The organism is Luteibacter sp. NPDC104163, assembly GCF_055584245.1.
Genome location: NZ_JBVJMK010000022.1, coordinates 27,317 through 42,064, shown reverse-complemented (window position 1 = coordinate 42,064; position 14,748 = coordinate 27,317). Strand labels below are relative to the sequence as shown.

The window sequence follows — 14,748 nt, the reverse complement described above, 5'->3', positions numbered from 1 at the left end:
CCGCGTGAAAAGCGAAAGCCCCCGCACCACCCCGCGCCGCGCCACCGGAGACCACTTCGAGGACGCGGCGCGCTGCTATCTGGAAGACCGCGGCCTGCGCTTCGTGCAGGCCAACTTCCTCTGCCGGCACGGCGAGATCGACCTCGTCATGCGCCACCGCGAGGTGCTCGTCTTCGTGGAAGTGCGTTACCGGCGCAGCGCGGCGTTTGGCGGCGCGCTGGGTTCGATCACCGCACGGAAGCGCAAGCGGATCATCAGCGCCGCGCATATCTGGATGGCCGCGCATCCGTGGGATGCGGCACGGCCCTGCCGGTTCGATGTCGTGGCGTTTGAAGGGGATGATGTGGAGTGGGTGCCTGGGGCGTTTGATGCCTGAGGCAACGCCATCGCGCGCAAGCGCGCTCCCACAACAGCGGGGTTCCGACACCCTTGTGGGAGCGCGCTTGCGCGCGATAGGTCCCAGAACTAGCCGGGCTAGCCGGGCTGTTGTGGGAGCGCGCTTGCGCGCGATGGTTACGCCGTAACGCTAAACGCCTCGCGCCCCATCGACGCCAGCTCACCCACGCCATCAATCGTGATATCCGGCGGCGTCTCTTCCAGCTCCTTGCCCGCCGCGGCGGCGTAATGCCCCTGCTTCACCCACACGGTGGTGACGCGGTCGCCCATCAGCTTCTTCATCGCGACGAGGATGCGCGGCTTGTCGTCCACCATCACGTAGTGGTCGGCCGGGTAAGCCTTCTGCATGTCATCGAGCATTTCTTCCTTGTGCACGTAGATCAGCACGTCGCCACGAAACGCATCCCATAGCCCCGCGCGGCGGATCTTGCGCGGCTGGAACACGGTATCGCCGTCGGACATGATCACCGGCCGGCCGAGCGTGCGCAGGTGGTCGATCGCCTCGATGACACCGGGGAAGCGGCGCTCATCGAACGGGTAATCGAGCAGGAAGAAGCTCATCTGCATGAAATCCGGGCTGCTCTGCTTGCCGCGCAGGCGTTGCAGCACACCCAGATAGTCTGCGTAACCGACTTGCCCGCGGATCTCCTTGTCGATCGCGTTGTAGCGCTCGCGGCCTTCGGTGCCGAAGCGGGATTCCAGCTGCGCGGCGAGATCGGCGCTGAAACGGTCGTTATCGATCAGGGTGTTGTCGACATCGAAGAGAAAGACGATGGGATCGCGGGTGGACACGGGGAATCCTTACGCTGGGACGCTGGGCGGATATATGGGGACAGCCACTGTGATTCACAGGGCAAGGCATCGTCTTGTAGGAGCGCGCTTGCGCGCGATGGGTGCTCGCGGCAAACCCACCCCTGGCCGCGAACCCATCGCGCGCAAGCGCGCTCCCACAGGCGCACTGGCACTGGTCCACTGGCCCACAGGGCCGCGTCAGGCCCTGCGCGGGGGCACCAGGCTCAGGTGCTTGCCGCTGGTTGCGCCGGGCCTGGGCGCCAGCAGGCGTGCGATGTCGTCGGGGCTGACGGGGCGGGAGTAGAGGTAGCCCTGGCCTTCCTGGCAGCCGGCGCGGAGCAGGAAATCGTGTTGCGACTCCGTCTCGATGCCTTCCGCGATCGTATGCAGGCCCAGGCTGCGCGCGATCGCGACCATCGCCTCGGTGATCGCGACATCGTTGCCGCTCGCAGGCAGACCGGTGACGAAGCTGCGGTCGATCTTCAGGTACGCCACCGCCGGCAGCTTCAGGTAAGCCAGCGAGGAATAGCCGGTGCCGAAATCATCGATCGCCACGGCCACGCCCAGGTTGTGCAGGGCCAGCATGGCGCGCTCGGTATCCTCGCCCATGCGCAGGATCGCGCTCTCGGTGAGCTCCACCAGCAGGCGCTTGGGCGGGATGCCGCTCGCCAGCAGGGCCTGGCCCACGCCCGCAAGGAAATCCGGATGGCTGAAGGAACCGGCCGAGACATTCACCGCCATGCGCAGCGGAGGCAGGCGCGCGTCATCCCACAGGCGCAGCTGCTCCAGCGCGCGCTGCAACACCCACTGGTCGATCTGGCGGATCAGCCCGAGGCTCTCGGCGATCGGGATGAACTCATCCGGCGGAATCAACCCGCGCTCGGGATGCTGCCAACGGATCAGGGCTTCGACGGCGACGATGCGACCCGTCTTCATTTCCACGCTGGGCTGGTACACCAGGTGGAACTCATTGCGCTGCAGGGCCTGGCGCAGCTCGGCCGCAAGCTTCAGGCGGCGGCGCGCATCGGCGTGCATCTTCGGCGTGTAGAAGCGCAGTGCGTTGCGCTCCTCCATCTTGGCCACGTACATCGCCGCATCCGCATTGGCGATCAGCGTCACCGCATCGTTGCCGTCGAGCGGATAGCCGGCGATGCCGATGCTCGCGGAAACGAACAGCTCGTAATCGCCCAGGTCGAACGGCCGCGACAAGGCGGCCAACAGTGCTTCGGCCAGCACCAGCGCTTCTTCGCGCGAACGCAGGTCGGTCAACAGCACGGTGAACTCATCGCCACCGATGCGGCCGGCCACGTCATGCGGGGAAAGCAGCGAGCGGATCCGCTCGGCCACGCGGATCAGCAATGCATCGCCCGTGGCGTGGCTGTAGCTGTCGTTCACGACCTTGAATGCATCGAGGTCGACGAACAGCACGGCGGTGGCACCACGCGCGTGCGCGGCGCGCGTGATCGCCTCGGCGCAGCGCCGTTCGAATTCCGAGCGGGTGACCAGGCCCGTGAGCGGATCGTGCGTGGCCATGTGCTGCAGGCGCTGGCGGTCGGCCTTGCGCGTGGTGATGTCGGACACCACCGCCACGTAATGCTGCGGCCGGCCCTCGGCGTCGCGGATGCTGCTGATGCTCATCAGCTCCGGGTACACCGTGCCATCCGCGCGGCGGCTCTCCACCTCGCCCAGCCAGTTGTCACCCGCCGCGATCTCGTCCCACAGCGATTGCGGCAGCGGCCGGCCATCCGGCAAGGTGCGCGTCGCATCGAGCCGCTTGTTGCGCAGCATGTTCAACGGCATGCCGGTGAGCTTCTGGTGCGCCGCGTTCGTGGTGGTCACGCGGCGATCGGCGTCGGCGATGATCACGCCCTCGGCGATGCTCGCCAGCGCTTCTGCGGCGATCTTGCGTTCCTGTTCCATCGCGACGCGGTCGGAGATATCGCGGACGATCGCCTGGCACACCTGCTGCTGGCCCCAGACGACCAGGCTGCTCTGCGTTTCCACCGGGCGGGTGCCGCCATTCGCGGAACGCAGCAGGCCCACGCCGGAATGGGCGGAACCTTCAAGGAACAACGTCGCCAGCGGCAGGCCGATCAACTCGCCGCGCTGGCAACCCACCCACGCGGCCGCGCGATGGTTCGCATCGAGGATGGCCCCGGTGGCCTCGTCCACCATGAAAATCGCATCCGCCGCGCTGTCGAACAGCAGGCTGTAGCGCTCCTCGGTGCCGCGGATGCCCGCGAGCACGCGCCGCGCGAAACGCACCCAGAGCAACGCGGCCAGCAAGGCCACGGCGGTGACCGTGAAAAACAGCACGCGCCCCAGCCAGGAGGCGCCGTTCGCAATATCCAGCGAGAAGGCCTTGGCGCGTGGTTCGATGAAACGGTTGAGCTCCTCGATGCGCGCACGCTCGCGCTCCACGGCCGGCGCATCCATGGTGCCGGTCTCGTACGCGTGCTCCAGGCGGTCGGCGGTGTCTTCCAGCTCGACCAGGCTGCTGTCGACGGAGCGCCATTCGGCCACCGCCTCGCGCACATAAGGCATCCCGCTGAAGTGGGCGAAGATGAAGACCATGCCCGGGATCGCCTCGGGGATGACCCCGCCGCGGGCGAAGGCATCCTCGACCTCATCGTATTCGTAGTGGCCGCTGGCGATCGCATCGCGCGCCCAGCGGTCGGAGGTCAGGACCGCATAATTGCTGCGGAAGCTCTCCAGGTCGGCACGGCGTCCCTGCGCCGCGTAGGCGTCCAGGTCGATCACCGCCTGCTTCTGGGCTTTCGACCAGAGACTCTCGCCGTTGAGGAAACCGGCGAGAGTCACCTGGGTCTGCATGGCCACCCAGGTCAGGGCAAGGACGAGCACCGCACCCGCCACAAGCGCGTACGCCAGGGGCCGGAGGCGCCTGGTGAGCGGTTGAAGATGGTTGGATTCAACACGGTGCATCGTCTAACAGATTCCCTTTCCAAGGAGGATAGTGCGCTAACGACCCAACTTGCGAGTTACGCGGCCACCTCGTTCAACGTGCGATACGAGCCGACCACATCCATGCAGCGATCCAGCGTGATAGCCATGCTGACATAGCTGCGACGCACGCACTCCTTGATGTGCTCCACCTGGTCCACCGGGGGGTTGGTCCCCAGCAGGGTGCAGACGATCTCGAGCGCTTCCCACGGATGGGTATCGTCATAAGCGGCGTGAAGCTGAAGCCAGCGCAGGCCGGCTTTGCGGCCCGAAATCGGCAAGCTCTCCGCGTAGGCATTGCTTTCATAGACAATTTGCGACCAATCGCCGGTCGCCCCTTCCACCGCGTAGTTCGTGGCGGCCATGCTGGCGGCCAGCGAATCGTGCCGGCTGACCTCCTCGCACCAGTCGGCCAGGGCCTGCGAGCCCTTCGGCGGTTCGGCGTTCAGCACCTCCTCGCGCGACACGCCCGCGGATTCCGCCCAGTTCAGCCAGTACTCCGCGTGGTTCTGCTCGACGCGGATGTTGCGCACCAGCCAGCGCCGGGCCAGGTCATCGCCCGGGCTGCGGCCGAAGCGGGTCTTCAGCAGGCTGTGGGCCATATAGCCCGGGAAGCGCTCGATCACCGGCCACACCCCCACCATGAAGTTGCGGGTGGCCTCCGGATCCAGCTGGGCCGCGATCATCTGCGACCACATCTCGTGGCTGACGATAGCCCGACGTGCATCCTCACAGGACGAAACCATGTCCTGCGCCCAGAGCGGATAGCTGGTGATGTCCATCTGCGGGCCGGTCAGTTCAAAACGTGCATTCATGTCGATCTCCCTAAAGATCACTGCCATTGAGGTTTCAGGGCAGGCCCGGGCGTCCCGCGGCCCGCCCCGCCGGCACCCGTTGCGGGTGCCGAATCGTCATTAGGGCACAAGGGGTCTTCACACTTGTCGATTGGCAGCCGCGGCCTTGTGGGAGCGCGCTGTGGGAGCGTGCTTGCACGCGATGGGTGCTTGCCAGATGCCCATCGCGCGCAAGCGCGCTCCCACAGCCCCCCTCTGAGCGGCCCGGGGCTAGTAGGCCAATGGTCATGGACACGCGCGGCCTCGCCCGGGCTTATCGTTGGCACCTGTTCACCCACGAGGCCGCACGCCCATGAAATCCACGATCCTCGCCGCGGCCATCGCCTGCGGCCTTGCCAGCACCGGTGCCCTTGCCGCCGGCGCACCCTCCGGCATCGACCTGAAGGGCATCGACCACAGCGTGCAGCCCGGCGATGACTTCAACGGCTACGCCAACGGCGCCTGGATCAAGACCGCCCAGATCCCCGCCGACCGCTCCAGTACCGGCGTGTTCCTGCAGGTCTTCCAGCTGGCCGAGAAGCGCAACGCCGACCTGATCAAGGCCGCCGGCGCCGGCAACCCGGCCGCGGGCAGCAACCAGCGCCTGATCGCCGACTACTACAAGGCCTATATGGATGAAGCCGGCATCGAAAAGGCCGGCCTCACCCCGCTCAAGCCGGAACTCGACGCGATCGCCGCGATCAAGGACCGCAAGGCGCTCTCCACCGCGCTGGGCGCCCAGCTCCGCGCCGACGTCGATCCGATCAACGCCACCAACCTCGACACCGAGCACCTGCTCGGCCTGTTCGTGGCCCAGGGCCTCGAGGATCCCTCGAAGAACGTGCCCTACCTACTCCAGGGCGGCCTGGGCATGCCCAACCGCGATTACTACCTGAAGACCGACAAGGACATGGCCGAGACCCGCGCCAAGTACGCCACCTACGTGCAGGCCGTCCTGGCCGCCGCCGGTGACAAGGACGCGGCAGCGGAAGCCAAGGCCATCGTCGCCCTCGAGACGAAGATCGCCGAGGCGCACGAATCCATCGTCGACAGCGAAGACGTCCACAAGGCCAACAACCCGTGGCCGCGCACCGCGTTCGCCACGAAGGCCCCGGGCATCGACTGGGATGCGTACTTCACCGCCGCCGGCCTCACCGACCAGTCCACCTTCGTGGTGTGGCAGCCGAACACGGTGACGAAGCTCGCCGCCCTCGTCGGCAGCGAACCCATCGATACCTGGAAGGCCTGGCTGCGCTTCCACGCGATCAACGAAAACGCCAGCGGGCTCATCGGCAAGAAGTTCGACGACCTCGCCTTCGACTTTTACAGCAAGACGCTGACCGGCACGCCGAAGCAGCGCGACCGCTGGAAGCGTGGCGTCGGCCGCGTCAACGCCGACCTTGGCGATGCCGTCGGCCAGATCTACGTCAAGCAGTACTTCCCCGCCTCGTCGCGCGCGGAAGTGCAGGACATGGTGAAGAACATCCTGAAGGCCTTCGACGACCGCGTCGGCCAGCTGGAGTGGATGACCCCGGCCACGCGCGAGAAGGCCAAGGCCAAGATTGCCACGATCAAGGTCGGCGTCGGCTACCCGGATACCTGGCGCGATTATTCGAAGCTGGAGATCAAGCCCGACGATGCCGTGGGCAACCACATGCGCGCCGGCCTTGCCGAATACACGCACCAGAAGGCCAAGCTCGGCAAGCCGGTGGATCGTGACGAGTGGTGGATGACCCCGCAGACCGTCAACGCGGTGAACCTGCCGCTGCAGAACGCGCTGAACTTCCCCGCCGCGATCCTCGAAGCGCCGTTCTTCGATCCGAAGGCGGACCCGGCGTCGAACTACGGTTCGATTGGCGCCGTCATCGGCCACGAGATCAGCCACAGCTTCGACAACCTCGGCGCCGAGTTCGACGCCCAGGGCCGCCTGGCCAACTGGTGGACCGATGCCGACCAGAAGCACTTCAAGGAAGCCGGCCAGAAGCTGGTCGCGCAGTTCAACGCGTATGAAGCCTTGCCCGGCCTGCACGTCAACGGCCAGCAGACCCTCGGCGAGAACATCGCCGATGTGTCGGGCCTGACCATCGCCTACGCCGCGTACAAGAACAGCCTCGGCGGCAAGCCCGCACCGGTCATCGACGGCCTCAGCGGCGACCAGCGCTTCTTCCTCGCCTTCGCCCAGAGCTGGCGTGAGAAGACCCGCGACGCCGCCCTGCGCCAACAGATCGTGGGCGACGTCCACGCCCCGGGCAACTTCCGCGCCCAGACCGTCCGCAACATCGACCAGTGGTACGACGCCTTCCAGCCCAAGGCCGGCCAGAAGCTCTACCTCGACCCGAAGCAGCGGGTGAAGATCTGGTAAGGCAGGGCTGGTTCGGCTGACTCCAAGACTGTGGGAGCGGGGGGGGGGGGGGGGGGGGGTGGGGGGGGCGGCCCCCCCCCCCCCGCGCCGCCCCCCCCCACACCCCCCCCCCCCCCCGCCCTCCCGTGCGCCCCCCCCCCCCCCCCCCCGGGCCAAAAAACCCGTGGGTGGGGGGGGGGGGGGGGGGGGGGTGGGGGCCCCCCCAACCCCCCCCGCCCCCCCCCCCCGCTCCCACAACAGCCAGGGCAACAGCAACAGCCTTCAGGCGTGGCGGCGGATGCGCTTTTCGACCACGCCCAACAACCCATCCACCGACAGCGCCAGCGCGCCAACGAGCAACGCGCCCTGCACCACGTACGCTGTGTTGTTACCGACGAGGCCTTCGACGATCGGCGCACCCAGCGTCGCCGCGCCGACCGCAGATCCAATCGTCGCGGTGCCGACACTCACGATCGCCGATAGCCGGATGCCCGCCATGATCGGGCCCGCCGCGAGTGGCAGTTCGACTTCCCATAACCGGCGCCAGCGGCCATAACCCATGCCGTCTGCTGCGTGCAGCGCGCTCGAAGGCACCTGGTCGATGCCGGCCACCGTCTGCCCGAGCACCGGCAACACGCCATAAAGCGTTAACGCCAGCAGCGTTGGGGCCGCGCCGAAGCCAAGCAGCGGTACGGCGATCGCCAGCACCGCCACCGGCGGAAAGGTCTGCCCAATCACGGCCACCGCACGCACCGTCGGCAACAACGAACGGCCCGCCGGGCGCGTGGCGAGGATGCCAAGCAGCAGGCCCACGACCACGGCAATCAGCGTGGCCGCCGCGACGAGTGCGGCATGCGCAAGCGTCAGTTCGGCGAAGGAAGTTCGCCAGTACACCGGGTGCGAAAGCTCTGGCAGCCACGCGTGGAACAGCGGGCCTGCATGTGGAAGGGCGAGCATGAGCCCGAGCAGCACAACCAACGGTAGCCACGCTCTCATGTCGCCACATCCGTTGTGGGAGCGCGCTTGCGCGCGATACAACGCCTCGATGGCGTATCGGGCGAGCACCCATCGCGCGCAAGCGCGCTCCCACAAGAGCAGGGGCTGCTCATCGCGGTCTTGCCACGATGTCGGTCAGCAGGATGGCGCCGCCGCCTTCTACGGGCAGGCGGTCGCGGCGTTGGGCGAGCATCGCGCCGAGCGCTTCCTGTAGCGTGGCTTGTGCCGGGATCGGCTCGCCTTCCGCGTGTTCGTCGCGACGCACGCTGTCGCGCACGTTGCGCACCGCCAGCTCGCGCAGGTAGGCGCGCGTGCCGCCAACGAATTCGTTGACCCGGTCATCCACCGGTGAACGGATGAGTTCGAGCGGCGTGCCGACCTGGGCGAGCCGGCCATCCAGCATCAGGCCCACGCGGTCGCCGAGCAGGAAGGCTTCATCCATGTCATGCGTGACAAACAACATCGCCGTACCGGTATCGCGCTGGATAGCCTTCACGCTGGCCTGCAGCGATTCGCGCGTCAGCGGATCCAGCGCACCGAACGGCTCATCCATCAGCACGATCTCCGGTCGTGCCGCGAGCGCGCGCGCCACGCCGACGCGCTGTGCCTGGCCGCCCGAAAGCGTATCGGGGTAGCGTTCGGCCATGCCCGGCTCATCGAGCTTCAGCAGGTCGATCAACTCGGCGACACGCGCATCGATGTCGCGCTTCGACCAGCCCAGCAGGCGCGGGACGGTCGCGATGTTCTCGGCCACGGTGCGGTGCGGGAACAAGCCCACCGACTGGATCGCGTAGCCGATGCCGCGGCGTAGCGTTTCGATCGGCTGGGTCGCGACGTCCTTGCCGTCCACCAGCACGCGGCCGCGATCGATATGCGTCAGCCGGTTCACCGTGCGCAGCAACGTGGACTTGCCAGAGCCCGAGGGCCCGACGAGGACGAAGAACTCGCCATCTGCCACGCGCAGCGAGAGGTCTTCGATCACCACGTGATCGCCGAAGGCCTTGTGGACGTGGTCGAACTCGATCATGCGCGGCGCTCGTTCATGGCCAGCAGGCCCTGGAAAAGAAGATCGGCGGCAAGGGCCAGCGCGATGATTGCCAGCGTACCCAACAGCACCATGTCCGTCGCGCCCTGGCCGATGCCGAGGAAGACGAAGCGGCCGAGGCCACCGGCGCCGATCAGCGCGGCGACCGCCGCGAGGCCGATGGTCTGCACCGCGACGATGCGCAAGCCGGCGAGAAGGACCGGCCAGCCGAGGGGCAGCTGCACTCGAAGCAGCACCTGGCCGCGGGTCATGCCCAGGCCGCGTGCGGCTTCGCGGGTATCGCCCGGCACCGCGTCGAGGCCAGCCGCCGTGTAGCGGACGACCGGCAGCAAGGCATAAAGCACCAGGGCGAACACCGCGGGCGCTGCACCGGTTCCGCCGAACCCGAGCGCGCCCAGCGCAGGCCACTCGCGCGCCAGCCAGGCGAACGGACCAATCAGCAAGGCGAACAAGGCGAGCGACGGCACCGTCTGCAGGAATGCCAGGACGCCGAGCAGCGCCCCACCCGTCCGGCGCTTGCGCCAGGCGATGTAGCCAAGCGGAGCACCTACGGCAAGCGCGATACCGAGCGTCACCAGCGATAACGTCACGTGCGTCGCGAGCGCATCGGCGAAGGCGCCGCGCTGTGCGCGCCATTCGCGGACGAGGCCGATATCGTGGAACGCGCCGACCGCCGCGCCGGTAACGAACACCGCTGCCACGCATATCCAAGCCGCAGTGCGCCACGCGATACGCAGGTGGCGCAGGCGGTCCAGCAGGAGCAGCGCTGCCGCCAGCCACATCACCCAGAAGCCCGCACCGAGTTGAATACGCGTCGTTGGCATTGCCTGTTGCAGGAGTTGCGTGGCGTCGTGTGCAGCGAGGAAGGGCAGCCCGATCGTCAGCAACCCGGCAACGAGGGCGCCACCACGCCAGAAGCCCGCCGCGCCCGCGAGCAGCCAGGCTGCCGCCAGCAACGCGATGTGTGGATTCGCCGGGTGCCCGCTCAGCAGGCGATTCGGCGCGACGTGCAGGAACGCCAAGCCAACCGCCGCAGCAAGTCCCACGGCACAAAGCACAACGACCGGTAACCTCCCCCGCTCTTGTGGGAGCGCGCTTGCGCGCGATAGCCGGTCGCCTCGCCCATCGGTTGGGCGAGCACCCATCGCGCGCAAGCGCGCTCCCACAGTCATTTGGCGGGGCCTATGCCGCGCAGGTAATCTGCCGCGACGACAGAGGCGTCTTCGCCATCGATCTGCGTGCGAGCGTTGAGCGCGCGCAGGCGTTCCACCGTCAGCGGGGCGAACGCCGCCTCCAGCGCGCCGCGCATCGCGGGGTAGCGCTTCAGCACGGCGTCGCGCACCACGGGCGCGGGCTGGTACACCATTTCCACATGCTTCGGATCCTCCAGCACGACCAGGCCGGTCACCGCGATGGCCCCGTCGGTCGAGTAGACCATGCTGGCATTCACCCCGGAAATCCCCTCGGCCGCCGCCTTGATCGTCGCCGACGTATCGCCACCCGCCAGCACCAGCAACTGCTCGCCGCGCAGCGTGAACCCATAGGCCTGCTGGAACGCGGGCAACGCCGCATCGCTCTCGACGAACTCCGCCGAGCCGGCCAGCAACACGTCCTCACGGCCGGATGCCCCGGCCCCTGAAGGAGCGCGCTTGCGCGCGATCGGCGTTACCGCAGCCCCGCCATTAACCCACCGCGCAAAATCCACCAACGACCGCAACTCTTCCGCCTCCGCCACATCCCTTCGCACACCGATCGCCCAATGGTTATCCGCCGGCGCCGGCTTCAGCCACGTCACATGGTTCACCCTGTCCAGCGAAGCGGCCAGCGCGTAGGCCTTCGCGGCATCGCGAAACGCCGGGTCGCTTTCGCGGTGGAAGAAGAACGCGGCATTTCCCGTGTACTCCGGATACACATCGAGATCGCCACCGAGCAACGCACGCCGGACGATCGAGGTAGGCCCGAGCTGGGTGCGGTCCACGACCGGGATCCCCTCGCGCTTCAGCACCTGCAACACCACCTGGCCGAGGAAAGCCCCCTCGTTGTCAGCCTTGGAGCCGACGCGCACGGCCTCCTGGGCCGAGGCACCTAGCGATAGCAAAAGCATGCAGAGCAGGACAACGTAGGAGCCCACCCTGTGGGCGACAGCTTTCGCGAGAGGCCTGCAGGGCCTGTTGCCATACGGCGAAAGGCGTCGCCCACAGGGTGGGCTCCTAGGGGCGGTGGGTGCTTGCGGTTGCGACGGGCTTAGCGAGCACCCATCGCGTGCAAGCACGCTCCCACAGGCGGTGCGCGTCATCGCAGGAGCAGGTCCGTGAAGGTGCGTTTGAACGCGGGGTCGATCGGGGTGGCGTCGACGCTGGCGGGCAGGCCCTTGAAGCGTGCCTCGAACTCCGCGACGGCGCGGCTGAAGCGCTCGGCGCGGCCCTCGCCGTCGCCGGCCATCGCGTACGACAGCACGCGTGCAGCCTGCCCCGCCAGGTCCACGTCGTCGGGCAGCGCGGAGATATCGCCCCATACCTGTTTCAGGTACAGCACGGCATCGCGCGCGCGGCGCATGCGATGCAGCAGGCCGCGTGGCATCGAGTGTTCAGGGGTAAAGCGGGCCACGATGTCCTGTGGCCGGCTGACCAGTCGCGACCCGAGGTCGATGCGGATACACAGCCACGCGGGATCGAACAACCACGTACGCGGCCGCGGCTCGTCGCTGTACGGCAGCGCCTCTCCATTCACTTCGACACTCTCCGGGATGCCCGCATCAAGCAGCTCGACCACGTAACGCCGGGTCGTCGGCCGGCCGGTGTACTCGCCGTCCATCGCGTCGATATGCACACGGTGCGCACGATCGCCGCGTCGGCTGCGCACGGTGGTCCGTGCGAAGGCACCGCGCTGGTAACCCTGCGTCGCGCCGTCATCGTCATACAGCGCGGTATGGCCTTCCTCACCGGGAAAGACCTGCAGGATCAGCGTATCCGGCACCGTCGACAGGTTACGCATGCCCTCCGGATAAAGCGGTACCACGCTGCCCGGGCGCACGAAAATCGGGATCTCTTCCAGGTTATACGAACGCGCGAGGATGCCGCCGCCTTCATACGATTCCGCGCCATCCCGGCTGTACCACATGCCCGGCGGCAGCCACACCGGGAACGGCACGGTGCCGTCTTCACCCACGTGCGTCGTCACCGGCGCCACGAGGATGTCGTTGCCGAACATGTACTGCGACGGGTTGGTATACGCCTCTTCGTGCTCCGGCCAGTGGTAATACATGGGCCGCACGATCGACAGGCCCGTGTCGTATGCATCGCGCGCGGCGCCATAGATGTACGGCGCCAGCTGGTAACGCAGGCGGATCGCCGCGAACACCGCGTCGCCATACGGCGGCCCGAAGTGCCAGGGCTCCTTGTGCAGGCTCGCCTCCTTCGCGGAATGCGTGCGCAGCACGGGCGAGAACACACCCAGCTGCATCCAGCGCGCGTACAGCTCCGGATCGAGGTGACGCTCCGGCCGCGGGATCGCCTTGTCGAAGGTGTGGCCGCCGATGTCATGGCTCCAGTAGCCGTAAAGCACGTTGGAAGCCATGGCTGTGAAGTGCGGCTGGAACGCGAGCGAGTTCCAGCTGATTACGCTGTCGCCCGAGAAGCCGATCGGGTAACGATGATTCCCGAGCCCGCCCCAGCGGTGGTAGATCAGGCCACGCTGGTCGCTCTCGCGCTGCATCTCGGTGAAGAACACATGGTTGAGCCACCACGTATTCGAAAGGCCCGGGAACGCCTTCGAATCCTTCCACTGCTGCCAGTCCAGCCACCAGAAATCCACGCCCTGCTTCTCAAGCGGCACCAGGATCGTATCGAACAGGGCGCGCATGTACGGCTGCGACGTGCCCTCGAACGGTATGGGTGCCTTCGTCGAGGTATCCCACGACAGCGCCTTCGCCATCGCCTCGTAGTTTTCCTCGTGCGGCATGACGCCCGAGGCCGGGTGCAGGTTCAGCGTGATGTGCAGGTTCTCGCCATGCGCCCAGCGCATGAAGGCCGCGGGATCGGGGAACAGGCTGCGGTTGAAGGTGTAACCCGTCCAGCCGGATTGTTCACCGAAGACGTCCTTGTGCTCATGCCCCGGCCGCAGCGACAAGCGGGGCGTCGTATGCCAGTCCATGTCCAGCACCAGCACATCGAGCGGGATACGCTCCTTCTCGAACCGCGCGCCAAGCGTGCGCAGTTCCCCGTCGGAGTAATTCCAGTAACGCGACCACCAGTAACCGAAGACGAAGCGCGGCGGGATCGGCTGCGGCCCCGCGATGGCCGCGAAATCGGCGATCGCCGCGCGGAAGTCGTGGCCGTAGCCGAAGAAGTACCAGTCCTGGCGCTCACCCTCGGGTTGCCCGGCGACCCAGCCTTCATCGTCGATGCCGAAGCTGCCGGTGTCATCGACCACGTGCCAGCCGTCGCGCGCGATCAGGCCCTCTTCCAGCGGGAGCTTGGTCCCGTCCTGCCAGGTGTCGCCGTCATAGCGGTCGAGCGTGCGGTAGGTGCCACCGAGGTTGTGCTTCTGCACGTCGCCCGGATGCCACGTCAGTTCCTGGCCAGGGCCCCGCACCACGATCGACAGGTTGTCCTCGGTGAACCGGCCCGAGTCCTTGGTGTAGCGCACGCGCAGCAGACCGGTATCGACCTGCAGGGTCGTGTCGTCTTCCTCGATATGGAACGGCGGCACGTCCAGCGCCCGGTGGACGACGACCTGGGTACGGATATCGCGGAAGACGCCCTCGGCGCTCCACTCCAGCCGGATAAGCCGCGGCGAAAGCACGGTGAAACGCACCGTCCCGCGCTCGATGGTGGCCTCGGGCCAGGCGGCGGCGCCGGCCTGGGGCGGGAGGTCGTTCGTGGCTGCCATGGGCTTCGCGCACCTCGTCATAACCAGAGGTGGTCGATTATGACGCGTCGCCGCATGGTGTGCCGGTGAAGGTTTGACACCGAATTGGCGATTCCTGCACTTCCCGCACGGCAAGGTCGCACTCTGACAACGTGACGGAGGGAGTACCACCATGAACGAAGATCAAGTCCGCGGCGCAGCCAACACCATCGGCGGCCGGGTCCAGCGTGCCGCAGGCGCCCTCACCGGTGACCACGAACTCGAGGGCCAGGGCGCCGTTCGTGAAGCGGCCGGCCGGGTCCAGCAGAAGGCCGGCGATGCGGTCGAGACCGTCCGCGACGTCGTCGCCCACCGCCCGCTGGGCGCGATCCTGAGCGGCTTCGGCGTCGGCATCCTGGTCGGCATGCTACTGGCCCGCCGCGACTAAGTAGGCCTGAAAACTGTGGGAGCGGGGGTGGGGGCGGGGGGGGGTTTCGAAAACACACAACCGCGCAAACGCGCGGCCCCAAGTGATT

11 protein-coding genes are annotated in these 14,748 nt (G+C 67.3%); 3 read left to right on the top strand and 8 right to left on the bottom strand.

The features are described from left to right. The first annotated feature begins 4 nt into the window (after positions 1-4). Positions 5-376, top strand: a complete 372-nt coding sequence (locus ACZ6YI_RS19715) for a YraN family protein (RefSeq protein ID WP_465780125.1) — start codon at positions 5-7, stop codon at positions 374-376. A 137-nt stretch (positions 377-513) separates the two neighbouring features. Here ACZ6YI_RS19715 and ACZ6YI_RS19710 read toward each other — a convergent pair whose 3' ends face one another. From ACZ6YI_RS19710 to ACZ6YI_RS19700, 3 genes are all read right to left on the bottom strand, one after another. Beyond that, positions 514-1,188, bottom strand: coding sequence for an HAD family hydrolase (locus tag ACZ6YI_RS19710; RefSeq protein WP_465780124.1), 675 nt, complete (start codon positions 1,186-1,188; stop codon positions 514-516). Positions 1,189-1,386: 198 nt separating this feature from the next. Next, positions 1,387-4,131, bottom strand: coding sequence for a putative bifunctional diguanylate cyclase/phosphodiesterase (locus ACZ6YI_RS19705; RefSeq protein WP_465780123.1), 2,745 nt, complete (start codon positions 4,129-4,131; stop codon positions 1,387-1,389). Between the two features lie 56 nt (positions 4,132-4,187). Beyond that, entirely contained in the window at positions 4,188-4,964 is a 777-nt protein-coding gene (locus ACZ6YI_RS19700) for a TenA family transcriptional regulator (RefSeq protein WP_440326416.1), read from the bottom strand. Between the two features lie 331 nt (positions 4,965-5,295). Here ACZ6YI_RS19700 and ACZ6YI_RS19695 point away from each other — a divergent pair, with 331 nt between their 5' ends. Next, entirely contained in the window at positions 5,296-7,344 is a 2,049-nt protein-coding gene (locus ACZ6YI_RS19695) for a M13 family metallopeptidase (RefSeq protein WP_465780122.1), read from the top strand. A gap of 261 nt (positions 7,345-7,605) precedes the next feature. Here ACZ6YI_RS19695 and ACZ6YI_RS19690 read toward each other — a convergent pair whose 3' ends face one another. The 5 genes from ACZ6YI_RS19690 to ACZ6YI_RS19670 form a co-directional block, all read right to left on the bottom strand. Further along, positions 7,606-8,319 (bottom strand): ABC transporter permease, encoded by a 714-nt coding sequence (locus ACZ6YI_RS19690; RefSeq protein ID WP_465780121.1) that lies wholly within the window; start codon positions 8,317-8,319, stop codon positions 7,606-7,608. A 109-nt stretch (positions 8,320-8,428) separates the two neighbouring features. Next, positions 8,429-9,346 (bottom strand): ABC transporter ATP-binding protein, encoded by a 918-nt coding sequence (locus tag ACZ6YI_RS19685; RefSeq protein WP_465780120.1) that lies wholly within the window; start codon positions 9,344-9,346, stop codon positions 8,429-8,431. Next, positions 9,343-10,386: an ABC transporter permease gene (locus ACZ6YI_RS19680; protein WP_465780119.1), complete on the bottom strand. Its 1,044-nt coding sequence runs from the start codon at positions 10,384-10,386 to the stop codon at positions 9,343-9,345. Before ACZ6YI_RS19680 ends, ACZ6YI_RS19685 begins: the two co-directional genes overlap by 4 nt. A gap of 146 nt (positions 10,387-10,532) precedes the next feature. Continuing rightward, positions 10,533-11,495, bottom strand: coding sequence for a glycine betaine ABC transporter substrate-binding protein (locus ACZ6YI_RS19675; protein ID WP_465780118.1), 963 nt, complete (start codon positions 11,493-11,495; stop codon positions 10,533-10,535). Between the two features lie 161 nt (positions 11,496-11,656). Next, the gene (locus ACZ6YI_RS19670) at positions 11,657-14,254 is read right to left on the bottom strand and encodes a glycoside hydrolase family 31 protein (RefSeq protein WP_465780117.1); all 2,598 of its coding nucleotides are present in this window, start codon (positions 14,252-14,254) and stop codon (positions 11,657-11,659) included. 151 nt (positions 14,255-14,405) lie between these two features. Here ACZ6YI_RS19670 and ACZ6YI_RS19665 point away from each other — a divergent pair, with 151 nt between their 5' ends. Beyond that, complete coding sequence (locus ACZ6YI_RS19665) at positions 14,406-14,660, top strand: CsbD family protein (protein ID WP_465780116.1); 255 nt, start codon at positions 14,406-14,408, stop codon at positions 14,658-14,660. Positions 14,661-14,748: the final 88 nt, after the last annotated feature.